The sequence below is a fragment of the Bradyrhizobium sp. USDA 4501 genome (genome assembly GCF_054062115.1).
In genome coordinates this window covers 6212103-6236562 of sequence record NZ_JBSSEX010000001.1, presented here as the reverse complement: position 1 = coordinate 6236562, position 24460 = coordinate 6212103, and the positions used below count along the sequence as shown (strand labels likewise).

24 protein-coding genes are annotated in these 24460 nt (G+C 64.2%); 8 read left to right on the top strand and 16 right to left on the bottom strand.

Features of this window, described 5'->3' with window-relative positions; genetic code table 11:
- Positions 1–9: 9 nt before the first annotated feature.
- The 5 genes from ACVWZM_RS28685 to ACVWZM_RS28665 all read right to left on the bottom strand — a co-directional run bounded on the left by ACVWZM_RS28685 (position 10) and on the right by ACVWZM_RS28665 (position 7590).
- Positions 10–3147, bottom strand: a complete 3138-nt coding sequence (locus ACVWZM_RS28685) for an efflux RND transporter permease subunit (protein WP_057016948.1) — start codon at positions 3145–3147, stop codon at positions 10–12.
- Between the two features lie 55 nt (positions 3148–3202).
- The gene (locus ACVWZM_RS28680) at positions 3203–4309 is read right to left on the bottom strand and encodes an efflux RND transporter periplasmic adaptor subunit (protein ID WP_253625558.1); all 1107 of its coding nucleotides are present in this window, start codon (positions 4307–4309) and stop codon (positions 3203–3205) included.
- A 234-nt stretch (positions 4310–4543) separates the two neighbouring features.
- Positions 4544–5869: an MFS transporter gene (locus ACVWZM_RS28675; protein ID WP_253625557.1), complete on the bottom strand. Its 1326-nt coding sequence runs from the start codon at positions 5867–5869 to the stop codon at positions 4544–4546.
- 236 nt (positions 5870–6105) lie between these two features.
- Positions 6106–7269 carry a winged helix-turn-helix domain-containing protein gene (locus ACVWZM_RS28670; protein ID WP_057016945.1) on the bottom strand — a complete coding sequence of 388 codons (1164 nt, stop codon included), beginning with the start codon at positions 7267–7269 and terminating at the stop codon, positions 6106–6108.
- A gap of 78 nt (positions 7270–7347) precedes the next feature.
- Entirely contained in the window at positions 7348–7590 is a 243-nt protein-coding gene (locus ACVWZM_RS28665) for a hypothetical protein (RefSeq protein WP_057017018.1), read from the bottom strand.
- A 156-nt stretch (positions 7591–7746) separates the two neighbouring features.
- Here ACVWZM_RS28665 and ACVWZM_RS28660 point away from each other — a divergent pair, with 156 nt between their 5' ends.
- Positions 7747–8379, top strand: coding sequence for an OmpA family protein (locus ACVWZM_RS28660; protein WP_456855411.1), 633 nt, complete (start codon positions 7747–7749; stop codon positions 8377–8379).
- A gap of 62 nt (positions 8380–8441) precedes the next feature.
- Here ACVWZM_RS28660 and ACVWZM_RS28655 read toward each other — a convergent pair whose 3' ends face one another.
- The 4 genes from ACVWZM_RS28655 to ACVWZM_RS28640 all read right to left on the bottom strand — a co-directional run bounded on the left by ACVWZM_RS28655 (position 8442) and on the right by ACVWZM_RS28640 (position 12113).
- Positions 8442–9746: a phospholipid carrier-dependent glycosyltransferase gene (locus tag ACVWZM_RS28655; protein WP_456855410.1), complete on the bottom strand. Its 1305-nt coding sequence runs from the start codon at positions 9744–9746 to the stop codon at positions 8442–8444.
- Between the two features lie 289 nt (positions 9747–10035).
- The gene (locus ACVWZM_RS28650) at positions 10036–10524 is read right to left on the bottom strand and encodes a VOC family protein (RefSeq protein WP_141340500.1); all 489 of its coding nucleotides are present in this window, start codon (positions 10522–10524) and stop codon (positions 10036–10038) included.
- A gap of 29 nt (positions 10525–10553) precedes the next feature.
- A complete protein-coding gene (locus tag ACVWZM_RS28645; RefSeq protein ID WP_225158606.1) occupies positions 10554–10991 on the bottom strand; it encodes a VOC family protein in 438 nt (145 codons plus the stop codon).
- Positions 10992–11096: 105 nt separating this feature from the next.
- A complete protein-coding gene (locus tag ACVWZM_RS28640; protein ID WP_253625555.1) occupies positions 11097–12113 on the bottom strand; it encodes an alpha/beta hydrolase in 1017 nt (338 codons plus the stop codon).
- A gap of 216 nt (positions 12114–12329) precedes the next feature.
- Between ACVWZM_RS28640 and ACVWZM_RS28635 the strand changes: the two genes are divergently transcribed.
- A complete protein-coding gene (locus tag ACVWZM_RS28635; protein WP_456855409.1) occupies positions 12330–13856 on the top strand; it encodes an amidohydrolase family protein in 1527 nt (508 codons plus the stop codon).
- A 132-nt stretch (positions 13857–13988) separates the two neighbouring features.
- Here ACVWZM_RS28635 and ACVWZM_RS28630 read toward each other — a convergent pair whose 3' ends face one another.
- Entirely contained in the window at positions 13989–14726 is a 738-nt protein-coding gene (locus tag ACVWZM_RS28630; protein WP_253589281.1) for an enoyl-CoA hydratase/isomerase family protein, read from the bottom strand.
- Positions 14727–14856: 130 nt separating this feature from the next.
- Complete coding sequence (locus tag ACVWZM_RS28625; protein WP_057017016.1) at positions 14857–15372, bottom strand: cupin domain-containing protein; 516 nt, start codon at positions 15370–15372, stop codon at positions 14857–14859.
- A gap of 146 nt (positions 15373–15518) precedes the next feature.
- Between ACVWZM_RS28625 and ACVWZM_RS28620 the strand changes: the two genes are divergently transcribed.
- A complete protein-coding gene (locus ACVWZM_RS28620; protein WP_057016940.1) occupies positions 15519–15722 on the top strand; it encodes a CsbD family protein in 204 nt (67 codons plus the stop codon).
- A 57-nt stretch (positions 15723–15779) separates the two neighbouring features.
- Here the strand turns inward: ACVWZM_RS28620 and ACVWZM_RS28615 are convergent, their stop codons facing one another.
- From ACVWZM_RS28615 to ggt, 3 genes are all read right to left on the bottom strand, one after another.
- Positions 15780–16787 carry a D-2-hydroxyacid dehydrogenase family protein gene (locus ACVWZM_RS28615; protein ID WP_057016939.1) on the bottom strand — a complete coding sequence of 336 codons (1008 nt, stop codon included), beginning with the start codon at positions 16785–16787 and terminating at the stop codon, positions 15780–15782.
- 46 nt (positions 16788–16833) lie between these two features.
- Positions 16834–17292, bottom strand: a complete 459-nt coding sequence (locus tag ACVWZM_RS28610; RefSeq protein ID WP_028333243.1) for an FKBP-type peptidyl-prolyl cis-trans isomerase — start codon at positions 17290–17292, stop codon at positions 16834–16836.
- A 262-nt stretch (positions 17293–17554) separates the two neighbouring features.
- Positions 17555–19141, bottom strand: coding sequence for a gamma-glutamyltransferase (gene ggt / locus ACVWZM_RS28605; RefSeq protein ID WP_076826098.1), 1587 nt, complete (start codon positions 19139–19141; stop codon positions 17555–17557).
- A gap of 181 nt (positions 19142–19322) precedes the next feature.
- On the opposite strand from ggt, the gene trhO reads away from it, so the two are divergent.
- A complete protein-coding gene (gene trhO / locus ACVWZM_RS28600) occupies positions 19323–20114 on the top strand; it encodes an oxygen-dependent tRNA uridine(34) hydroxylase TrhO (protein ID WP_253625553.1) in 792 nt (263 codons plus the stop codon).
- Positions 20107–20322, top strand: a complete 216-nt coding sequence (locus ACVWZM_RS28595) for a SlyX family protein (RefSeq protein ID WP_028333247.1) — start codon at positions 20107–20109, stop codon at positions 20320–20322. Before trhO ends, ACVWZM_RS28595 begins: the two co-directional genes overlap by 8 nt.
- 29 nt (positions 20323–20351) lie before the next feature.
- Here the strand turns inward: ACVWZM_RS28595 and ACVWZM_RS28590 are convergent, their stop codons facing one another.
- Complete coding sequence (locus ACVWZM_RS28590; protein WP_229189553.1) at positions 20352–21239, bottom strand: LysR family transcriptional regulator; 888 nt, start codon at positions 21237–21239, stop codon at positions 20352–20354.
- A 381-nt stretch (positions 21240–21620) separates the two neighbouring features.
- On the opposite strand from ACVWZM_RS28590, the gene ACVWZM_RS28585 reads away from it, so the two are divergent.
- The 3 genes from ACVWZM_RS28585 to ACVWZM_RS28575 all read left to right on the top strand — a co-directional run bounded on the left by ACVWZM_RS28585 (position 21621) and on the right by ACVWZM_RS28575 (position 24147).
- Positions 21621–22034 carry a TadE/TadG family type IV pilus assembly protein gene (locus tag ACVWZM_RS28585; RefSeq protein WP_057016934.1) on the top strand — a complete coding sequence of 138 codons (414 nt, stop codon included), beginning with the start codon at positions 21621–21623 and terminating at the stop codon, positions 22032–22034.
- Position 22035: 1 nt separating this feature from the next.
- Entirely contained in the window at positions 22036–23706 is a 1671-nt protein-coding gene (locus ACVWZM_RS28580) for a pilus assembly protein TadG-related protein (RefSeq protein ID WP_076826093.1), read from the top strand.
- 153 nt (positions 23707–23859) lie between these two features.
- Complete coding sequence (locus tag ACVWZM_RS28575) at positions 23860–24147, top strand: PilZ domain-containing protein (RefSeq protein WP_229189556.1); 288 nt, start codon at positions 23860–23862, stop codon at positions 24145–24147.
- Positions 24148–24270: 123 nt separating this feature from the next.
- Here ACVWZM_RS28575 and ACVWZM_RS28570 read toward each other — a convergent pair whose 3' ends face one another.
- The gene (locus ACVWZM_RS28570) at positions 24271–24456 is read right to left on the bottom strand and encodes a hypothetical protein (RefSeq protein ID WP_028333252.1); all 186 of its coding nucleotides are present in this window, start codon (positions 24454–24456) and stop codon (positions 24271–24273) included.
- Positions 24457–24460: the final 4 nt, after the last annotated feature.

The window sequence follows — 24460 nt, the reverse complement described above, 5'->3', positions numbered from 1 at the left end:
AATCTTCAATTATTCGGCCGCCTCAGCAAGTGGAAATGCGCGTTGCGCATCGCCGGCATGCTGCGGCGCAGTATCGGTTTGCTCGGAGCCGCTCTCCTCGAGGGTCTTGCGGAACCAGAGGGCGTAAAGGCCCGGCAGATACAGCAAGGTCAGGAAAGTCGCAACAAACAAACCGCCCATGATGGTGATCGCCATCGGGCCCCAGAACGCCGAGCGCGACAGCGGGATCATGGCGAGGATGGCGGCCAGGGCCGTCAGCACCACCGGCCGGGCGCGCCGGACGGTGGCTTCGACGATCGCCTCGCGCCGGGTCAGGCCAGACGCCACGTCGCTCTCGATCTGGTCGACCAGGATCACGGCGTTGCGCATGATCATGCCGGCGAGCGCGATCAGGCCGAGCAGCGCCACGAAGCCGAACGGCTGGTTGGCGACGTTGAGCCCCAGCGAGGCGCCGACGATGCCGAGCGGCGCGGTCAGGAACACCAGGAACAGGCGCGAGAAGCTCTGCAGCTGGATCATCAGCAGCGTCAGCATCACCATCACCATCACGGGGAAGAGGATGAAGATCGACGCATTGCCCTTGGCGGATTCCTCGAACGCCCCGCCCGGCTCGATCCGGTAGGCTGGCTCGAGATGGGCCTGGATGTCCTTCAGCTTCGGCGAGATCTGGTTGGTGACGTCGGGCGCCTGCACGCCGTCGACGACGTCGGAGCGCACGGTGATCGCCATGTCGCGGTTGCGCCGCCACAGGATCGGCTCCTCATGCGCATATTCGATCTTGGCAATCTGCTGCAGCGGGACGGCGACGCCGTTGCGCGTGGTGATGGTGAGATCGCCGACGCGGCCGAGATCGAGCCGCTCGGACGGCACCGCGCGGGCGACCACGCCGACCTTCTCGATGCCGTCGCGGATCGTGGTGACCGGCGCGCCCGAGATCAGCATCGCCAGCGCCTGCGAGACGTCCTGCGGGGTCAGGCCGAGCGCACGCGCCCGATCCTGGTCGACGGCGAGCTTCAGGTAGGGCGACTGCTCGTTCCAGTCGAGCTGGACGTCCTTGACGTTCTTGTTCTGGCGCATGACGTCGCGCACCTGGTAGGCGATGTCGCGCACCTTGTTGGCATCGGGGCCGATCACGCGGAACTGGACCGGGAAGCCGACCGGCGGACCGAAATTGAAGCGGTCGACCCGGACCCGTGCCTCGTTCAAAGCGCCGTCGGCGGCGGCCTGCTCGATCTTGGCCTTGACGCGCTCGCGCGCCTCGACGTTCTTGGCGAGGATCACGATCTCGGCAAAGGCCTCGTTCGGCAGCTGCGGGTTGAGGCCGAGCCAGAAGCGCGGCGAGCCCTGGCCGACATAGGCGGTGTAGGTCTGGATATCGTCATCGCCCTTCAGCAGCCCTTCGGCCTGCTTCACCGCCTTCTCGGTGACGTTGAAGGCGGTGCCCTCGGGCAGACGCAGCTGCAGGAACAGCTCGGGCCGCTCCGACAGCGGGAAGAACTGCTGCTGGACGTGGCCGAACGCAACGATGGAGGCAACGAAGACGCCGACGGTCGCCGCCACCACCTTGATGCGGTGATCGACGCACCACTGCACGACGCTGCGCAGGCCGCGATACATCCGCGTCTCGTAGATCGCGTGCGGATCGTGGTTCTGGTGCACCTTGATGTTGGGCAACAGCTTGACGCCGATATAGGGCGTGAAGATCACCGCGACGAACCAGGAGGCGACCAGCGAGATCGCCACGATCCAGAAGATGCCGCCGGCATATTCGCCGACCGCAGAATTGGCAAAGCCGATGGGGAGGAAGCCAGCGGCCGTGACCAGCGTCCCCGTGAGCATCGGAAACGCGGTGGATTCCCAGGCAAAGGACGCCGCCTTCATGCGGTCCCAGCCCTGCTCCATCTTCACCACCATCATCTCGACCGCGATAATGGCGTCGTCGACCAGAAGGCCGAGCGCAATGATCAGCGCGCCGAGCGTGATGCGGTGCAGGTCGAGCGACATTGCGTTCATCACGATGAAGACGATGCCGAGCACCAGCGGCACCGACAGCGCGACTACGATGCCGGTGCGCCAGCCGAGCGCGACAAAGGAGACGAACAGCACGATCGCGAGCGCCTCGACGAAGGAGTGCACGAACTCGCCGACGGCGTGCTCGACCACCCTGGGCTGGTCGGCGATCTGCTGGATATCGACGCCCTGCGGCACCGCCTTCAGGAACTCGGCGGTCGCCTTCTGGACCTCCTTGCCGAGCTCGAGGATGTTGGCGCCCTTGGCGGTGACGACGCCGATACCGAGCGCCGGCTTGCCTTCCTGACGCACCTTGAAGCTCGGCGGATCGACATAGCCGTGGCTGACGGTCGCGATATCGCCGAGGCGGAACACGCGGCCGTTGCTCTCGACCGGCGTCTCGGCAACCGCCTTGACGCCGTCAAGCGCGCCGGTGACGCGCAGCGGCACGCGCTGCGACGAGCTCTCGACGGTACCGGCCGGGGTGACGTTATTCTGCTTGGCGAGCGAGTCGAACAGCGCCTGCGGCGTGATGCCGAGCGTCGCCAGCTTGGCATGCGAGAACTCGACGAAAATACGCTCGTCCTGGGTGCCGTAGAGATCGATCTTGGTGACGCCCGGCACCTTCAGCAGGCGCTGGCGAAAACCCTCCGCGACCTTCTTGAGCTGCGCATAATTGGCGCCGTCGCCGGTCATCATATAGAGGATCGAATCGACGTCGGAGAATTCGTCGTTGACGACGGGACCGAGGATGCCGGAGGGCAGCTCGCCCTGCACGTCGACCAGCTTCTTGCGCAACAGATAAAAGAGATAGGGCACGTCCTTCGGCGAAGTCGAATCCTTGAAGGAGACCTGCATCGCCGTGAAGCCCGGCTTGGAATAGGTCTGCACCTTGTCGAAGAACGGCAGCTCCTGCAGTTTCTTCTCGATCGGATCGGCGACCTGCATCTGCATTTCCTGCGAGGTCGCGCCCGGCCACATCACCGAGACGTTCACCACCTTGACGGTGAAGAACGGATCCTCGGCGCGGCCGAGCTTCTCGTAGGAGAAGAAGCCGGCGGCGGCGAGGATGATCATCAGGAACAGCACCAGCGTCGGATGGCTGACCGCCCAGGCTGAAAGGTTGAAGCGCTTCATCGAACTCTCCAAGTTCTAGACCAGTCCCAGAACCGTTTCCGCTGCTATGCGAGGGTTAGAACGACAGCGACGACACGACCCGCACCTTCTGGCTCGGATCGAGTTTCTGCACACCGAGGGCGACCACCTTGGCGCCATCGTCGACGCCGCCGGAGATGACGACGTTGTTGCTCTCATAGGCCTTCACCTTGACCGGCTTCAGCGCGATGTCGCCCTTGTGGTCGACGATGTAGAGCGAGGGATCGCCGCCCTGGCTGTACAGCGCCGACAGCGGCAACTTGGCGACGCGCTCACTCGCCTTGTCGGCCAGCGTCAGCGTCGCGGTCATGCCGAGCGAGACCGCCTCGTCCGCGTCCGGCAGCGAGAATTTTGCGAGATAGGTGCGGGTGGCGGGATCGGCCTGCGGCGCGACCTCGCGCAGCCTGGCGGCATAGCTCTTCTTGGCGTCCGACCACAGCGTCACCGTGGCTACGCCCGACCTGGCACGAGCAAGAAGCGTCTCGGGGATCGCGACGACAGCTTCCTTCTCGCCAAGTCGGGCGACACGGATCGAAGCCTGGCCCGCGGCAACCACCTGGCCGGGCTCGATCATGGTCGCTGTGACGACACCCCGGGTGTCGGCCACCAGCGTTGCATAAGAGAGGGAATTCCTGGTCAGCTCGACCGAGCGCTCGGCACGGTTCAGCCGCGCGCGGGCCTCGTCGCCGGCGGCCTTGGCGGAATCGAGTGCCGCGTCGGTGGTCCAGCCCTTCGCCTTCAGATCCTTGGCGCGCTGCTCGGCGGCGGCGGCCTGCGCCAGCACGCCGGTGGCGGCGCGGAATTCGGCCTCGGCCTGCTCGGCCTGCAGCTTCAGGTCGACCTCGTCGAGGGTGGCCAAGGGCTGGTCGACGTCGACTGTCTGTCCGACCTCGACCAGCCGCTTGGCCACCTTGCCGGCGACCCGAAAGCCCATATCGGCTTCGATACGGGGCTTGATGGTGCCGACAAAGCTGCGCTCAGGGGTTTCAGCTTCATAATGGACGGTCGCCACCAGAACGGGGCGCCCCGGATCGGCGTTTTCAGCCGCCTTTTCATTGCAGCCGGTCAGCGCGAACACCGCAAAAGCCAATGATGCTCCCGTCAAGAGCCTGTAATAGCTCGAAAAAACGGAACGAACGAACATCTGAAATCTCCATCGGGCTGACGACTGATGAAGAGTATCGATTTATCACTGATAAATGTCAATATTCGTCAGTGATAACCAATTCGTGAGCGGGGTCGGATTTGGCGGGTGCAGAGATCGGAAAATGCGTAGCCCCGGATGAAGCGGAGCGAAATCCGGGACATCACCGGTGGCGGCTCCCCGGATTGCGCTGCGCTCCATCCGGGCTACGGGAACACGTGATTTGAGGGCGAGCTACTTCGCGCCGGCGAACTCGGTCTTGGTCTCATGGCTGCCGAGGAAAACCAGCAGGCCCGCGGCGAGCGGCAACAGCGACAGCACCAGCAGGCCGGTCGACGTGCTGCCGGTAGCCTCCTTGACCCAGCCGATCAGATAGGGCCCGCCGAAACCGGCGAGGTTGCCGATCGAGTTGATCAGCGCGATCGCGCCGGCCGCGGCAGTACCGGAGAGCCAGGCGGTCGGCAGCGTCCAGAACACCGCGAAGGTGCAGAACACGCCGATCGCGGCGACCGTCAGCACCACCATCGTCATGACCGGGTCGGTGATGTAGCTGGAGACGCCGAGCGCCAGCGCGGTCAGCAGCAGCGGCGCGCCGACATGGAACACGCGCTCGCGCGTGGCATCGGAACGGCGCGCCCACAGGATCATCGCGACGGTGCCGAATGCGTACGGGATCGCGGTGACGAAGCCGGTCTGCGCGTTGGTCAGACCGAACGCCTTGACGATCTGCGGCAGCCAGAACTGCATGCCGTAGAGCGAGGCGACGAAACCGAAATAGATCGCGCTGAGCGCCAGCACCTTGGGCGAGGACAGCGCCTCGCCCAAGGTGAAATGCTTCGCCGCCTGCTTGGCCGCGACCTCGGCGTCGAGCTTCGCCTTGAGCCACGCCTTCTGCTCGGCCGAGAGCCACTCGGCCTTCTCCGGCCGGTCAGTCAGATAGAACCAAGTGACGATGCCGAGCAGCACCGAGGGAATGCCCTCGATGACGAACAGCCACTGCCAGCCCTTCAAGCCCATCACGCCGTCGAGGCCGAGCAACAGGCCGGAGATCGGCGCGCCGATCACGGTCGAAATCGGCACCGCGAGCGCGAAGGCGGCGACGAAGCGCGCACGATACTCGGCCGGATACCAGTAGGTCAGATAGAGGATGATGCCGGGGAAGAAGCCGGCCTCGGCGACGCCGAGGAAGAAGCGCAGCGCATAGAAGCTGTGCTCGTCATAGACCGCCGCCATCAACGCCGAGAGGATGCCCCAGCTCACCATGATGCGGGCGATCCACTTGCTGGCGCCGAACCGCTCCAGCGCCAGATTGCTCGGCACCTCGAAGATGAAATAGCCGATGAAGAAGATGCCGGCGCCGAACGAGAACACCACCGGCGAGAACTTCAACTCGCTGTTCATGGTGAGCGCAGCAAAACCGAGATTGACGCGGTCGAGATAGGAGAAGAAGTAGGCCAGGATCAGGAACGGGATCAGCCGCCAAGAGATCGCGCGGATCGTCGACGTCTCGATCTCGCTGCGGGCGCCGCGATCGGGCGCGATAGTAGCTGTCTGGCTCATGAGCTTTCCCCGGGTGTTGCTTGCCGTGAGGATTATTGGCTGGCCCCACATTGAGCAATGGCAAAAACTCATAGCTCACAGCGCAAACGGGAAACCTGTGCGTTTTGTGCACGGCGTCATTGCGAGCGAAGCGAAGCAATCCACTTATCCGCTTGTGGCGCGATGGATTGCTTCGCGGAGCCTGTCATCGGGCGCGCGTTCGCGCGACCCGTTGGCTCGCAATGACGGAGCCACCCCTATTCAGCCAGCTGGAAGCGCTCGAAGCGGTCGAGCTCTTCCTCGATGCGCCGCTTCAGCTCCTTGCGTGCCGCCTGCTTCTTGCCGTTGCCGACCCAGCTCCATTTCTGCATCAGGAGCTTCTTGTTCTGCCGGTCGGTCTTGAGGTCGAGGGCGGCGACGATGTCGTCGCCGACCAGCACCGGCAGCGCGAAATAGCCGAACAGGCGCTTCTCCTTCGGCACATAGGCCTCGAAACGGTGGCCATAGCCGAAGAACAGCTCGGTGCGCTTGCGCTGGATGATCAGCGGATCGAACGGCGAGAGGATGTGGACCAGGGTGGGATCACCCTCGCCGGTCGCGTCCAGCACCTCGGGCCGCGCCCAATGCTCCTGCTTGCCGGCGCCATCGAGCGCGATCCGCACCAGCTCCTTGCGGCGCACCCTCGCCTCGATCAGGCTGCGCACCGCCTTCTTGCTCGGCGCGTCGAGATGGCAGATCGAATCCAGGCTGACGATGCCCTGTGAGCGCAGCGCGCGGTCGAGCAGATAGGCCGTCCGGGCCGAGGCCGGGGCCGGCTTCGGCGGCTTGTCCCAGCCGAAGTGCCGGGTCATCAACTCATAGGTCTTCAGCATGCCGGCGCGCTCGCTGATCGTGACCACGCCGCCGTAGAAGGCGAGCTGCAGCGCGCGCTTGGAGGGCTTGCGGCTCTGCCAGAGATGCTCCTTCTCGGTCAGCACGTCGTCATCGATGTCGCGGATCGTCAGCGGACCGGCACGAAGCAGCCGCAGCACCTTGCGCGTATCCGCCGGGGTCACCGACGAGAACCATTTGTGGCCCTCGCGCTTGTGCGCCTTCATCGCCGGCAGGAAGAAGCCGATGTCCTTGGACGGAATGTAGGACAGCGCGTGCGTCCAGTACTCGAACACGCTCTTGTCCCGGCTCTGCGCCTGCTTGAGGTCGGCGCGGCGGTAGTCCGGAATGCGGCTGAACAGGATGTGGTGATGGCAGCGCTCGATCACGTTGATGGTGTCGATCTGCACATAGCCGAGATGATCGACGGCGGCCGCCACCGCTGATGCCCCTTCGCCGAACGGCACCTGGGTATCGAGCCGCTGCGCGCGCAGCCAGATATGGCGGGCGGCAGCATTGTTCAACGAAAGGGGTTCGGCGGCGCGGGACATTGCCCCAGCAATGTAGTGAGATTCGCGCAGCTGTGGAGAGCCGCGCGGCGGAAATCAGCTCCGCATCATTCGGAACGGCTACGTCGATCCGACGACCCGCCGCAACCACGGAACGTCCCCGATCGCCGCCGCGAGCGCGGCGCTTTCTCCATGGAAGATGCGGGACGAATGACCGCCGACCGGAAACCAGCCACGGCCATCTTCGACGTCCCGCCGATATTCCTCGAAGCCGATGCTGCCGTCCGGGCGAAGGAAGATATCGACGCAGCGCGAGGCAGCTTCGTCATTGATCGAGCGGAGGACACGATTGACGTTGGCCATGATGTCCTCGCTTCCCGTCTGCCTGCCTGGCGCAAGCGGGGCGGCACACCCAACCGTGACCCAGATCACATTCCGAGCTTTGAACCGGTCCTATCCTCCCAGCATCAAAACGACAGCAAGCCGGATTGGCTAGCCCGACATTTGAGGACGAAAACCATGACCCGCTCTTTTTCCTTGTCTTTTCTGACGATCGGCGCCGCGCTGTCGATGACGGCGGGCGTCGCACTGGCCGGCAGCGAGGCCGTTCCGGCCGCACAGATTCTCAATGCGCTGAAGCCGAAGTCGGCCACCCGCGGCCTTTCCGCGGGCACGCAGGTCGACCTCGCGGCTTCCGCCAAGGAGGCAAGCTTCCTCAACACCATCCGCAACCGGCAGACCCGTTCGTTGTCGCGCGTTGAACGCCAGGAGATCGCCGACATCGCGGCGAACAAGCCGAAGATCGATCTGGAGATCCACTTCGACTACAACTCGGCCGACATCAGCAAGGGCTCGACCCAGGCGGTGCAGGAGCTCGGCAAGGCACTGTCCGATGCCAGCATGAAGGGCTCGACCTTCGTCGTCGCCGGCCACACCGACGCGATCGGCGGCGAGGCCTATAACCAGGACCTGTCGGAGCGCCGCGCCTACACCATCAAGAAATTTCTGGTCGAGCATTACGGCCTGAACGGCTCGGATCTCGTGACGGTCGGCTACGGCAAGACCCGGCCGAAGGACCCGAGCGCGCCGATGGACCCGACCAATCGCCGCGTGCAGGTCGTCAACATGGATACCAAGACCGCCTCGCAGTAATCTCCCGCAGCCTCGATCCGCCTGCCATGCCCGGCAGGCGGATCACTTTGCTTTAAAGACCGTCATATCCAGCCCTGAAACAGCATCAGGCGGTTGAACGTCGCCATCGACGTCTCGATGACAGCGGCCGTGACCGGCAGCATCGCAACAAACCCTGCGCATCCAACCGCAACGAACGCCCACAGCAGCCAGCGCGGCGCACCCTTGCGCGTCAAGGCGTAGACCAGCACGAAACTCGCGGTGGTCGCCGCGGGGAGATAGTAATAGATGAAACCGAGCGTGCGCGGCAGCAGGGCCCAGGCGAGATACGGGCCGAGGTAGAACGCCAGCACGAGAAATGCATCACGGCCGCGCCCGACGATCCAGTCGCGCAGCGCAATGATCAGCGCGATCAATGCCGGCCACAGCACCAACGGGTTGCCGAGGAGCACGATCGCGGCGAACCTGTCATCGTCGACCTTCTCGAACAGGTACCAGACCGGGCGCACCAGGAACGGCCAGGACGGCCATGAGCTCATATAGGTGTGGCCCGCGATGGCGGCCGTGGTGTTGTCGGCAAAGATGCAACGCTGCGCCTCCATGATATCCGTGAACGAGAGGCCGTAGAGCGGCACGAAGGTCGCGAGATAGACGGCCGCCGGGATCAGCACGAAGCAGACCATGAAGTGCGGAACACGAAAATCCGGCCACAGCTCCGGCCGGTACCAATCCTCCGCATTGGCGTCGGCAAAGCGCGTGCGCCAGCCCTGCATCAAGCGGATCGCAGCGACGATCGCGATGCAGGTCGCGAGCACGAACAGCCCGCTCCATTTGCAGGCACTGGCAAGCCCCGCGAACAGCCCCGCCAGCGCAAGGGCGAATTGCGGCTGCTGTTGCCTGAAGCCGTGGACGAACGCCGCGATCGCGAACAGGCCGAAAGCGAGCGCGAAAATATCCAGCATCGCGATCCGCGACTGCACGAACAGCATCTGGTTGAAGAAGGCGAGCAGCGCGGCAGCGATCGCGCGTTGCTGCGACGCGAACAGCGCAAGCCCGCCGAGATAGACGCCGACCAGCGCCAGCGCACCGAACAGCGCCGCGGGATAGCGCCATCCCAGCGGCCCATCGCCGAATGCCTTGATCGAGAGGGCGATGATCTCCTTGGCAAGCGGCGGATGCATCGGATTGAGGATCGGGCCCTCGCGCACCGGCAGCAGCATCTGCCGCGCCGCCGGCACGTAATGCACCTCGTCGAAATAGAGCTTGTCCGGCGCCGTGATCCCGAGCAGCAGCACGACATGGGCGACGATGAAGACGATTGCTGCGACGATCGCCGTGCGCGCGGCGGGACGTCGCGGAACAGAAGGAGATTTGGATACGGTGTTCAAAGGGCAAGCATGGTGCGAGGGGAACACAGCTTGTGACAAATATACGATATCAGCTGCATCCGCGATCCGTCGCCACGGTCATGTGACGGAACCATCGATGCCCATACTGTCATGCCCCGCTTCATGCGGGCATCGAGTACGCCGCGGCCTGTCGGCCGAGCACCGAAATCTCTGGAATGCTGGATCGCCCGGTCCCGTCTACGCCAAGGCTTCGACGAGGCCACGAATCCCTGGCTCGCCGAAGCTTTAGCGAAGGCGGCGAGCCGGGCGGTGCCAGCGAAGCCCTGCCTTACGCCGCCGCGTCGCCCTCATAGGCCTGGCGCAGACCTTCGATATCGAGCTTGATCATCCCGAGCACGGCCTGCATCACGCGCGCAGCGCCGCCGGCGTCGGACCCGCCGAGATATTGGCGGACCGCCGCCGGCACGATCTGCCATGCGACGCCATAGCGATCGCGCAGCCAGCCACACTGCTCGGCGGTGCCGCCGGCCGCGAGCAACGCGTCCCACAGGCGATCGACCTCGGCCTGGTCGACACAGTCGATCGCGAACGAGACCGCGTGGGTATGCTCCATCCTCATCCCGCCGTTCAGCGCCATGAAGCGCTGACCGGCGAGCGTGAATTCGACCAGCAGCACCGTGCCGGCCTTTCCGCCGGGGCTGTCGATGACATTCTTCTGGACGGTCTCGATCCGCGAACCGGGCAGCAGCGAGACGTAGAAGTTCGCGGCCTCCTCGGCCTCGCCGTTGAACCACAGGCAGGGAGATACCTTGGACATGCTGAGCTCCTCGTGATGACGGGATGCGATCAGGCGGTCGCCGCGGCGGACTGCGCCTTCATCGCCGCCTCGACGTCCATCCACATCACTTCCCAGATGTGACCATCGGGATCTTCGAAGCTGCGGCCGTACATGAAGCCGTAATCCTGCTGCGGCGACGGATCGGCGCTGCCGCCCGCGCCCTTCGCCTTGGCGACGTAGCCGTCGACCGCGTCGCGGCTGTCGGCGGACAGGCAGATCAGCACTTCGCTCGTGGTTTTGGTGTCGGCAATTTTCTTCGGGGTGAATTCGCGGAACTTGTCGTGCGTCAGCAGCATGACGTGAATCGTGTCTGAGATCACCATGCAGGAGGCGGTGTGGTCGGAAAATTGCGCGTTCTTGGTCGCGCCGATCGCCTCATAGAAGGCGGTCGCGTGGGCGAGATTGCTGACCGGCAGGTTGACGAAGATCATTGTCGGCTTGGCCATGAAAGGCGCTCCTTTTCGCGGGTTGTGCCCCGAGGACGAACCGCCTCGCCGCGTCCCGACATCACCGCGCCGATTTTTCTTGCGGCGTCCTGCCGCAGGGTGACGTCAGGTCACAATCGGTGTCGGCATGGTCAGGAATGCCCGCGTCACATGCCAGAACAGCTCCCGATTGGTGGCAAGCGCCACCGAATGGGCGGTGCCGGGCAGGATGATGAACTGCCGATCGCCGTTCGGCAGCTTGTTGAAGAACTCCTCGAGGTCCGGAACCGCGGCGATGCCGTCATATTCGCCGCGGACCAGCAGCACCGGCGCCAGCACCTTCTCCGGATGCACCACCGGCAAATTGGCGGTCATGTCGAGATAGGTGCCGGTCGGGATCTGGTCGCCGAACTGCATCTCGACATCGGCCAGCAGCTCGACCACGGCGGGGTCCGACGTGCCGGGCCTGTCGCGGGTCGCGATCGAGCGGATCATGTCGCGGTCGCGCTTGCGCATGTTGTGACTGCGGTAATAGGCGAGTTGCTCGGCGCGCTTTGCCAGCGTCGGCGAGCCCTCGCCCTTGTAGGTGAAGGCGGCGAACACCAGCCGGTCGATGCGCTCGGGCGCGGCCATCGCGAATGCGCCGGCCCGCAGCGCGCCCGAGGATTCGCCGACGAAGTGATATCGCCCCTGCCCGGTCTCGCGCGCGATCACCTCGACCGCGGCCTTCAGATCCTCGACGCCGCTTGCAATATCCGCATTGCCCGACGTGCGGCCGGACTTGCCGTAGTTCTCGTGGTCCATGGTCCAGCAATCGAAGCCGTAGCGGGCAAATGTGTTCAGCAGCGAATACTCGCCCTTGCCCGGCACCGTGAGGTCGAACACCCGCGATGTCACCGACGAGCCGTGGACGAAGAACACCACGGGCCGCGCCGGCTCGCCCGGCTTCGGCGCCCCGATCCGCTTGCGGAACATCCACAGGGGGATGTCGCCCTTCTTAGCCCAGTATTCGTTGCTCCATATTTCTCCTTCGGCAGGAACCGCGGTCGCGGCCTGTGCCGACGCTGCGCCGAGCACGCCGGCTGCCGTTGCAATGCCGATGCCTTTGATCATGCTGCGCCGCGAATGGTCAGATGACATCATGGTTCGCTCCCTTCCGGATTTCTTCGTCCGATCCGGCGCGATCGAGCATAGCAGCGGGCATGTCCGGTTGCGCGACGGGCGCATCTCGCCTCCGCCAATCCGATGCACGATTTTGTGAATGCGTTTTCCGGCAAACGGCGCGGACGACGGGCGGACTTGGTCCTAGTCTCCGCGGCGATCCGACCGGAAAAATCCGGCGAGAAGTGGGAGCGAAGAATGAGCAGCAATCTCACCGACGATGAACTTGCCGCCTTGATGCCCTCCGAACTGTGCCAGCACCAGACGCCGATCCCGACCCAGATCGTCTCCAGCGACGAATTCTATCCCGACCCGCAGAATGAACGGCAGCGCGAGGTCGAGGCGCGGCTGCTCGCGATGGCCGACGATCTCGGCGGCAAGCAGGGCCTCGACCGCCGCAGATTCTTCCAGACCGCGGCCGGCATGGCCGCCTGCTTCGTCGCGATGAACCAGGTCTACGGGGAGCTGTTCGCCGTGACGCCGGCGGAGGCCGCGACACCCGCAATGGCGCAGGAGCGCGCCAACTCCCTGAAAGACCAGTTCATCATGGACATGCACACGCATTTCCTGCGCGACGACACCCGCATCATGGGTTTTGTGGAAATGCGCAAGGCGGTCGGCAAGGCCGGCTGGAACAAGGAGCTCAACGATCACGAGCAGACCATCGAGGATCTCAAGTTCAACAACTACAAGAAGGAGATGTTTCTCGATTCCGACACCAAGATCGCGCTGATCTCCTCGGCGCCGTCGGATATCGAGCAGGACTGGTTCCTGACCAACGAGCAGATGGCCGACGCGCGCAAGAAAATGAACGACGAGGCCGGCTCGCGGCGCGTGTTCTGCCACGCCATCTTCACGCCCGGGCAGCCCGGCTGGCTCGACAAGCTCGACGCCGCATTGGCGCTGAAGCCGGAATCCTGCAAGGGCTACACGATCGGCGACAACACCCACAAGGAGATCAGCCGCTACCCCTGGCGGCTGGACGACGAGAAAGTCGCCTACAAGGGTTATGAGAAGATGGTGAAGGCGGGCATCAAGAACGTCTGCGTCCACAAGGGACTGTTTCCGCCCGGGATCGAGAAGCAGTATCCGAATCTGCGCGGCTTCGCCGACGTTGCCGATGTCGGAAAGGCCGCCAAGGACTGGCCGCAGCTCAACTTCATCATCTACCACTCGGCCTATCGCCATGTCGGCGGCGATCCGAAGGTCGCGCTCGCCGAGTTCGAGCGCACCGGCCGCATCGCCTGGACCTCGGATCTCGCCGACATCCCGGCGCAGTATGGCGTCGACAATGTCTATGGCGACGTCGGGCAATTGTTCGCGACCACGCTGGTCGCCGAGCCCAATGTCTGCGCCGCGCTGATGGGTACCTTGATCAAGGGGCTCGGCGTCGACCACATCTGCTGGGGTACCGATGCGCTGTGGACCGGCGCGCCGCAATGGCAGATCGAGGGCCTGCGGCGGCTGGAGATCCCCGAGATGATGCAGAAGAAGTTCGGCTATGCACCGCTCGGCCCCGCCGACGGGCCGGTCAAGACGGCGATCTTCGGCGACAACAACGCCCGGCTCTACAACATCCAGCCGAAGCGCGCGATGCTCGACCTCAAGGGCGATCGATTTGCGATGATGAAGGCGCAGTATGAGAAGGCTGGCGTAGAGCCGTCGAACACGCGTTACGGCTATGTGGTGCCGAACGGTGTGATCGATCACCGGGTGTTTGCGTAGGGGTTAGGCCCCGTCATTGCGAGCGCAGCGAAGCAATCCATATCTCCGCTCAGGGACAGATGGATTGCTTCGTCGCTTCAGCGCAAAATTGCTTGCAATTTTGTCGCGAGCTCCTCGCAATGACGGAGAAGGTCATCGTCCCGTAAATCTCGGCTTGCGCTTCTCGCTGAACGCCCTGGCGCCTTCCTTGAGGTCGTCGCTGTCCTTGATGGCGTCGAGTTGCCGGCGCACCTCGGCGACCGTCTCCAGCGGCCCCTTCGGCATCGCGTCACGGGCGAGCTTCTTGAGCGCCTGCACCACCAGCGGCGCGTTGCCCGCGATCTTGGCCGCCAGCTCCTGCGCCGCCGCAAGGTGCTGCCCCGGTGGCGTGATGCGGTTGACGAAGCCGATCTGGTAGGCCCGCTCGGCCGACAGCTCCTCGCCGACGAGCAGGAACTCCATCGCGATCTTGTGCGGCATGCGGGCCAGCACCGAGGAGACACCGCCGCCGGTGGTGCCGATCTTGGCTTCCGGATAGACGAACCGCGTCGTCTCCGAGGCGACGCAGATGTCGGCCATCTGCACCAGAACGAAGCCGCCGCCCACCACCCAGCCCGACGTCGCCGCGATCACCGGCTTGTCGAGCTCGACACCGAGCCCGGGCACCGCCTGCCACATATTGGCGGGGAAATCCCGGACGTCGGCGCCGACGCAGAAGTACTTCTCCTCGGCCGAAGCCAGCACCGCGACGCGGTCATCGCTGTCGCGAAAGCGCCGCCAGGCTTGCTGCAACTCGTCGCACAGCGCGTTGTTGAGCGCGTTGTGCGAGGAGACGCGGTCCATCGTGATGGTCGCGACGTGGTCGGCGCTCTCGTAACGCACGAGCGTCATGCTGGCCTCCCTGGTATCTCAGCCCTTCCTGGGATGTCGTTCCGGGGCGCGCATAGCGCGAACCCGGAACCTCGAGATTCCGGGTTCTCGCTTCGCGAGCCCCGGAATGACAGCATAGCGGCGCCGCGCGCTATTTCTTCTCGTCGGGATGGCGGTGCACCGGGTCGACCCACAGCACGGTCTCCGGCTTCTCGATCGGCTCGATATCGAGGTTGATCGCAACCGCCTCGCCGTCGGAGCGCACCAGCACGCATTCCAGCACCTCGTCGCGGCTGGCATTGATCTCCTGATGCGGCACGTAGGGCGGCACGAAGATGAAATCGCCGGGGCCGGCCTCGGCGGTGAACTGCAGCTTCTCGCCCCAGCGCATCCGCGCCTTGCCCTTCACGACATAGATGATGCTTTCGAGATGGCCGTGATGATGCGCGCCGGTCTTGGCATCCGGCTTGATGCTGACGGTGCCTGCCCACAATTTCTGCGCCCCGACCCGGGCAAAATTGATCGCGGCCTTGCGGTCCATGCCGGCGGTCGACGGCACGTTCGGATCGAGCTGGTTGCCGGGAATCACGCGGACGCCGTCGTGCTTCCAGCGCTCGTCGTGATGGTGATGGTCGTGGGAATGGGTGTGATCGTGGGAACCGCTCATCATTCTTGCTTTCGTTGGCCTAATTTCGTGCGTGGAACGCTAGCGAAAAGCAGCCGCGCAGGCGAGCGGAAAATCGGAACCTCGCCGAATCGGAACATCGCCATGTTCCGGCGCGTTACCTCAGCGTATTCCGAAGGAGTAATTTCATGGGTAGCGCGACCGATAGGATCAAGGGCACGGCCAACGAGGCGATCGGCAGGTTCAAGCGGCGTCTTGGCAAGGTCACCGGCTCTCCGGCGATGCAGGGCCGAGGCGCGATCCTGGAAGCCAAGGGCAAGGGACAGAAGGCACTCGGCGGCATCAAGAGGATTGTCGGCAGGGTGACCTCAGCGGCTCACTGGCCTCGCTGAACGAGAGATGACACGGCCGCCCCATCGAGCCGGCCGATCGAGCATGAACGACGCTGCTCAGCCGCGCGGGCGCGGATGTGCCAGCACATCCGGATGTGCCAGAACATCCGGGTTCACGACATTGGTCGGCGTGCCGGCCGCGTAGGCCAATATCTGGTCGAAGATGTCGGTGAACTGGATTTCGTACTCGTCGCGCGAGACGTAGCCGAGATGCGGCGTGCAGACCACATTGTCCATGTTGAGCAGCGGGTCCGCCGTGTCGCGCAGCGGCTCCTTCTCGTAGACGTCGATCGCGGCCATGCCTGGCCGGCCGGCACGCAACGCGTTGACCAGCGCGCCGGGCTCGATCAGCGGCGCGCGGCTGGTGTTGACGATCAGCGCGGTCTGCTTCATCCGCGCGAGGTCTTCCGCCTTGACGATGCCGCGCGTCGCGTCGACCAGCCGCATATGCAGCGACAGCACGTCGCAGCGGGCGAAGAAATCCGCCTTGCTGGCTGATGTCTCATAGCCGTCGGCACGCGCCTTCGCCATCGCCGGCTCGCGCGCCCAGACCAGCACATTCATGCCGAACGCCTTGCCATAGCCCGCGACCACGGCGCCGATGCGACCATAGCCATAGATGCCGAGCGTCTTGCCGCGCAGCGTATGGCCAACGCCGATCTGCCACTTGCCGGCCTTGAGCGCCGCCATCTGTTGCGGGATCGCGCGCATCGCCGCAAGGATCATGCCCCAGGTGAACTCGGCGGTGGCGTAGGACGGCGTATCGGCATGCTGGCTCGACGACACGATGATGCCGAGCCGCGTGCAGGTGTCGATGTCGATATGCGGATAGACGCTGCGCTGGCTGATCAGCTTCAGCTTCGGCAGACGTTCGAGCAGCGGCGTGCGGATCTGGGTTCGCTCGCGGATCAGGACCAGCGCTTCGGTATCGCGCAGCCGTTCGGCGAGCGCATCGACGTCCTGGACATGATCGTTCCAGATCTTGACGTCATACCCGTCGAGCTTGCGGTAGCAATCGAGGGTGCGCAGCGTGTCGAAATAATCGTCGAGGATCGAAATCTTCATCGCTGCGCCCCTGTTGCTGTGGGCCGGTTACTTGACGCCCATCGGCTTATTTGACGCCAAGCAGCTCGACGTCGAACATCAGCGTGGCGTTTGGCGGAATCACGCCGCCGGCGCCGCGCGCGCCGTAGCCGAGGTTCGGCGGGATGATCAGGGTGCGCTTGCCGCCGACCTTCATGGTGGCGACGCCCTCGTCCCAGCCCTTGATCACGTGACCCTGGCCGATCGGAAACTCGAACGGCTCGTTGCGATCGACGGAGGAATCGAATTTCTTGCCCTTCTGGCCGTTCTCGTAGAGCCAGCCGGTATAGTGCATGACGCAGGTCTGGCCGGTCTTCGGCGAGGCGCCGGTGCCGACCTTGCTGTCGATGATCTGGAGGCCTGAAGCTGTGGTCATGGGCTTTCCTGCAGTTTGGGCCGTTGCCGTCCCGCTGACAACGGACGTGGAGACTGCCGCCGCAAGGCCGGCAAATGCAGTCTTGATGATCGTGCGTCGGGAAGATCGCATCTTGCACCTCTCGTGAAGGACGGCCGTCTCTAGCCCAGTGCGGGTCGAATCCCTAGCCATTTTTCAGTGACCGGCCATGCCGGCGTCGCGGTCCAGCGCAAAATCGCCGAGCAATGGCGACGACGCGCTCGCGATGAGATCACCGATCAGTTGCGCCGCCAGATACGAGTAGGTGATGCCGGTGACGGGCTTCCGTCGGGCAGGACTAGCACCCCCCGCGACAACAACCTTGTTTGCGCCGGCCCCTGATCGCCCGCGACAATCAGTAGCCGAGCGCGCAGCCGTCCTTGCGCGGGTCGGAGCCGCCCGTCAGCGTCCCCTTGTCCCAATCGATCCAGATGCCCTGCCCGCCGCCGAGCGGCGCGACCACGCTGGTGGTCTTGTGACCGATCTTCTTCAGGCCTTCGACGATCTCCGCCGGCACAGAGTCCTCGAGCTGGTAGACGCCTTCGTAGTGCAGGCCGCGCGGCATATCGATGGCTTCCTGAATGTCGCAGCCATAGTCGAGCATGTTGGTCAGCACACGGGTCTGGCCGACCGGCTGGTACTGCCCGCCCATCACGCCGTACGGCATCAGCGCACGGCCGTTCCTGGTGACCAGCGCCGGGATGATGGTGTGCAGCGGACGCTTGCCCGGTGCGATGCAATTCGGATGTCCGGGCTGGATGCGGAAGCCGCCGGCGCGGTTCTGCAGCAGGACGCCGGTCTTGTTGGAGACGATCGCCGAGCCGAACGAATGCGCGATCGAATTGATGAACGAGCAGACGTTGCGATCCTTGTCGACCACCGTGATGTAGACCGTCGACGGATTCATCGGCGGCGCGACGTTCGGCAGTTCGAGCAGCCGGTCCATCCGGATGTTCTTGATGTGCTCTTCGGCGAATTCCCTGGCGAGGATGCCGGCAACGTCGACATGCACGTGCTGGGGATCGCCGATATGCTGCTCGCGCATCATGTAGGCGATGCGTGCCGCCTCGGCCTCGAGATGGAAGCGCTCGATGCTGAGCGGCTTGAACTTGGTCAGGTCGAAGCGCGACAGGATGTTGAGCATGACCAGCATGGTGATGCCGGGGCCGTTCGGCGGGCACTGCCAGACGTCGTAGCCCTTGTACATCGTGCCGATCGGCGAGGTCGCCTCGGTCGAGTGCGCGGCGAAGTCCTCGAGCGTGTGCAGGCCGCCGATGCCGCGCAGCGTGTCGACCATGTCGGCGGCGATCTCGCCGCTATAGAAGGCGTCGCGGCCCTTTTGCGCGATCGCGCGCAGCGTCTTGCCGAGCTCGGGCTGGCGGATCACGTCGCCGGCAACCGCGGGCCTGCCGTGCGGCAACAGATAGCGCTCGGTGTTGGTGCCGTTCTTCAGCTTCTCGAAGCCGTTCTTCCAGTCGAAGGCGATGCGCGGCGCGACCACGTAGCCCTCTTCGGCGGCCTTGATCGCGGGCTGCAGCAGCCGGTCGAAGCCGAACTTGCCGTGGTCCTTCAGGATCACGTCCCAGGCATCGACCGCGCCGGGAATGCTGACCGCATGTGCCGAGGTCAGCGGCACCGAATGGATCTTGCGCTCGAGATACCAGTCGGCGGTCGCCGCCATCGGCGCCCGGCCGCTGCCGTTATAGGCGGTGATCTTGCCTTCCCCCCTCGGCTGGATCAGCGCGAAGCAGTCGCCGCCGATGCCGGTCGATTGCGGCTCGATGACGCCGAGCAGCGCACAGGCTGCAACCGCCGCGTCGGCGGCCGTGCCGCCCTCGCGCATCACCTCGATGGCCGCGAGCGCCGCTTCCGGATGCGACGTCGCCACCATCGCGTTCTGGGCGTGGACCGTGGAACGGCCGGCGAAATGGAAATTCCTCATAACGGAGTGCTCGCTTGATCGTGATGGTCTGATGCGGCTGCGGCGGATGATGCCAAGGGAGTACAAAGTACATGGCACACTCATCCCCGGCTGAGCAATGCCTGGCATGCCAGGGGAATTATCCCGACAATGCATGGCTTTGCGGGTTTCGCCGGCCTGGCCGGCCTGATAAACCCCGGCGATGCCCTTCAAGGTCGCCGCCTTCTACCAGTTCGCCGCGCTGCCGGACTTCCGCGCGCTGCGCGAGCCGCTGCGCGCGTTCTGCGCCGCGCTCGATCTCAAGGGCAGCGTGCTGCTCGCCCATGAGGGCATCAACGGCACCATTGCCGGCACCGGCCAAGCCATCGATGACTTCGTTGCGGAGCTCAGGCACGGAGCACTGTTCGGCGGCCGCCTCGACAATCTCGAGCTGAAGTTCTCCGAAGCGGCGCAGATGCCATTCCAGCGGCTCAAGGTGCGGCTGAAAAGGGAGATCGTCACGCTCGGCGACACCACGGTCGATCCGACGCGGCAGGTCGGCACCTATGTCGATGCCGCCGACTGGAACGAGCTGATCGCCGCGCCTGACATCATGGTGCTCGATACCCGCAACGCGTTCGAGGTCGCGATGGGCACGTTCGAAGGCGCGGTGGATCCCAGGATCGCGAGCTTTGGACAATTCAAGGAATTTGCGGCGCGGCACCTCGATCCGGCCAAGCACCGCAGGATTGCGATGTTCTGCACCGGCGGCATCCGCTGCGAGAAGGCCAGCGCCTATCTGCTCGCGCAAGGTTTTGCCGAGGTCTATCACCTCAAGGGCGGCATTCTGAAATATCTCGAGGAAACCCCGCAGCTGGACAGCCGCTGGCGCGGCGACTGTTTTGTGTTCGACGAGCGTGTCGCGCTCGGCCACGGCCTGCGCGAGCGTGCGGGTGCGCGTTCGAGCGACGCGGAGCGCGAGAGTACCCCCTGCGAGGCTGCCGTCCATGAATGACACGGCCAAGCTGAGCGAGCGGATCGATGCGCTGGAGGTTCGCCTGACCTATCAGGACGAGGCCATCGAGACGCTGAACCAGACCATCACGGCACAATGGAAGCAGATCGACGCGCTGACGCGCCAGATCGCCGAGTTGCGCGACCGGCTTCAGGAGGCCGAACGCCAGGCGCCCGGCCCCGCCAACGAACGCCCACCGCACTATTGATCGGTGCCGCCGGACCGCGGCAGCACCAGCTACATGTTGCTCACCTGACGCATCGGCTTCGCGCCGCTGAAGAACAGGCTGGACAACCGCTGCACCATCGCCGTGGCGCGGCTGCCTTCGAGACCAGGGCGAACGCACAGCAGGCGCTTCTGCAACGGAAGCTCCGGAAGATAATAGTCCTTCGCCGAGATCAGCGAGGACGGGATCATCCGCTCGGGGCACGCCGTCAGGCCGTACCCGGCCCGGGCGGCTTCCAGTCGCAGCTGGTGGTTCGGGCTCCTGAACACGATCTTGTACGTGATGTTGTGCTTGGTGAGCGTCCGGATCATCCAGTCGTCACCTGGCCAGGCCAGGATCGGGATCGGGGCGCCCGGCCGCAGCACAAAATCGCGCGATCGCACCCACACCGACCGCTCCTCGGCTTCGGCGGCGATCGTCACCTCGTCTTCGTTCTCCTGCGAAGGGTTGCTGTAGACGAACGCGATGTCGATGTAGCCGTCGATCACCCCCCTGATGACGGCCGGTGACATGTCGGCGTGCAGCAGAACGTCGGCGAGTGCATCGGAGGGATGCAGCTTCAGGAATTCCTCCGCGAGCATCGTGCTGATTCCCAGCCGCAACGGCTGGGGTCCTTCATGATTGCCGCCGAGCCGAAGCAGTTGATCGTTGGCTTCGAGGATGCGCCTCGCCTGCTGCACGGCGACCTTGCCGAGCTCGGTGGTCGTGGTGCCGTTTGCGGTTCTGACGAAGAGTGCGCCACCAATCAGGCTTTGCAGGCGCTTGACCTGCGAACTGATCGCCGGCTGGCTGAGGCCGAGACGCTCCCCGGCTTTCGACAGGCTGCCTGTCTCCGCGATCGCAACGACGGTACGAACGATTTCAGTAGGAATATTCAAATGCTGACGCGGTCTATGCATCGCGAGCCCTCCAGTCTCAGCACGGGACGCAATTCCAATCTCCACAGTATGCCATCAGGCTATACTAACATTTGGTTGCACTTTCGTTTAGCCACAATTACCCGCCAAGGCACTGATATTGCAGGTCATATGTATTGTTACGTGCATTGCTCCGCATATCACGGTATCCAACAACTACATCTCCACACGCTGCAGCACCTCAACCGCACCACACCCCGGGTTTTTGCGGGTATCGCATCAAATATTCTGATCGCCCCATAATGCTTCACTGACCCGATAAGTCTGAATTGCGGCCGCTGATTCGTGAAAGCGTTTTCATAGTTTTCCTTAATCAAAGCCTCGCAACGTGACGTCGTCGTTGGCGTTTCGAGGTGTGTTGCAATGACCAGTTTTTTTCGCTGCCGAAGCGGTGCGTCCGCCGTCGAATTCGCGCTGATGCTGCCGCTGTTTCTTGCCTTCATTTTCGGCATCATCGTCTTCGGCTCGTATCTCGCCATGGTGCATGGCGTTCAGCAACTCGCCGCCGAAGCGGCGCGGTCATCCATCGCGGGAATGACCGACACCGAACGCAACAGCCTCGCGACGAGCTATGTCACCGCCAACGCGTCGACCTATCCATTGCTCGTTCCCGGCAATCTCACGGTCAATGCCGCGCCGTCTCCATCGAATGCCAACGTCTACGTCGTGACGGTCAACTACAACGCGGCCGGCAACTTCATCTACAAGCTGCCCTTCGTCCCCGCCCCGGCGAGCACCATCGTCCGCTCCGCGGCGATTCAGTACGGGGGATTCTAGGATGAGAGGCGTCCTCATGCTGATGCGGCGCTTCGGCGCCGACGAACGAGGAAACTTCGCGATGATCAGCGCCGGCCTGATGACGCTCCTGATCGGGTGCGCCGGGCTCGCCATCGATCTCGGCACGATCTTCGCCGACCGGCGCAAGACGCAGAGCACCGCCGATCTCGCCGCGATCGTCGCCGCCGCCAACCTGAACAATCCGGTCAACGCCGCCACCGCGACGGTTACGCAGAACAAGTACCCGGCCAGTGCGCTGGTCAAGGTCGAGACAGGAACCTACACCGCAAACAGCGCCATCGCGCCGCAGGCCCGTTTCGTGACCCCGGCGGTCGGCACTCCCAACGCCGCGCGGGTCACGCTGAACACCCAGACCCCGCTCTACTTCGCGCGGTACCTCACCGGCGCGAACAGCTTCACCATCAAGACGACCGCCACCGCGACATCGACCGAAATGGCCTCGTTCGCGATCGGGTCGAGGCTGCTCTCGGTCAACGGCGGCGCGCTCAATGCGCTGCTCGGCTCGATGCTCGGCACCACGCTGTCGCTCTCGGTGATGGACTACAACGCGCTGATCAGCGCCAAGATCGACGCACTGGATTTCCTGTCGGCACTGGCGACCCGGGTCAACCTGACCGGCGTCACCTATAGCGACCTGCTGAGCAGCAACATCAAGGTCGGCGACATCGTCGCGTCGGCGCTGACCACCCAGCAGATCACCAACGGCGCCAACGCGGCGACCACCGCGCTGTCGACGATCTCCCAGGCCGTCACCGGCTCCACCACCAAGATTTCGCCGGGCACGCTGGTCGACCTCGGTCCCTTCGCCAATCTCACGGTGGGGCAGAAACCCAAGGTCGGCGCCAGCGTTTCGGTGTTCGACCTGATTTCCACGGTGGCCCAGATCGCCAACGGCAACCATCAGATCGCGACCTCGATCAATCTCGGCCTGCCCGGCATCGCCAACGTCTCCGTGATCGCAACGATCGGCGAGCGACCGGTCGGCTCGAGTTGGATCGCGATCGGCACCCAGGGTGTGAGCGTCCACACCGCGCAGACCAGGATCCTGGCGACGATCAATGTGCTCGGCTCCGGCACCGTGTCTGCGATCAATCTCCCGGTCTATGTCGAGGTCGCCTCGGGTACCGCGACACTCAACGCGGTGTCCTGCGGCCACCCCAACATCAACACCTCGCAGGTCACGATCGGCGTGACGCCTGGGATCGTGGATGCATGGATCGGCAACGTCACGATCGCCGACATGACCAACTTCACGACCAAGCCCAATCCGCCGCCGGCGACACTGGTCAACCTTGGTCTCGCCACCGTCACCGGCCTCGCCCATGCCGGCATGGGCAACACCACGCCGACCAATGTCAATTTCAGCTACAGCGACATCCAGTCGGGCACCAAGAAGACGGTGACGACGACCAACTTCCTTTCATCGCTGACAGGAAGTCTGCTCGGCGACCTCTCGCTGACCATCAATCTCGGCCCGCTCGGGCTGCCGATCCCGGGATTGGGGGCGCTCGTCATGAGCATCCTGAACGGCGTGACGAGTTCAGTCGATCAGGTGCTCGCGTCGCTGCTCGCGACGCTCGGCATAGGGCTCGGCCAGGTCGACGTTTGGGTGCTGGGCATCCGCTGCGATGGCGCCGTGCTGGTGAACTAGAGCATGATCCGGAAGAGTACGAAGCGGTTTTCCCTCGCGACAAACGCAAAGCGTTTGCGCGGAGATCATGCTCGAACAAAGAAGCGAAAGCGCGACCATCGCGCTTGAGGGGACCGATCGCGACGGGCATCACATCGGGGGTAGGAGACTGCCGTGAGCACAACGATAAGATACAAGACCGACAGCCAACGAACGATCCTGCTGAAGCGCGGGACGATCTTCTTCCGCAACAGCAGTGTCGGATGTCTTGTGCTCAACCTCTCGACCGGCGGTGCGGGGCTCGCCGTGGAAAGCGACGTCGCAATCCCGCTCGCGTTCGACCTCGAGATCGAGAGCGAACCGATCCGGCGGCACTGCATTGTGGCCTGGCGCCTGGAGCGCCGGCTCGGCGTGACCTTCGAATCTGACCGGATGCAGCGCCCCGCAAGCGGCCCCGTCTAGACTATCCCGGCGATCACGGTATGCGGACGGGCCCGGTGCTCCGGGCCATCGCTCCGCGGCGAATAGTTCGCCGCATGTGGAACTCTCTTGGCATCGTGGTTAGCAGGCGCTGGCATACACCAGCTAATTGTCCCGATTGCCGTCGTGCTTTGACGGCGCGGGCTGCGTGGCGCTGACCGGATCGGAGGCCGGGAAGGTATCCTCGAGCCCCTCCTTCAGCCGGGTGCGGGCCTTGCGGTCGGCAGCCTGCGCCTCGTGCGGCTTCTCGGCATGCTTGTCGTGCGGGGCAGGATCGAATTTGTCGGCCATGTCG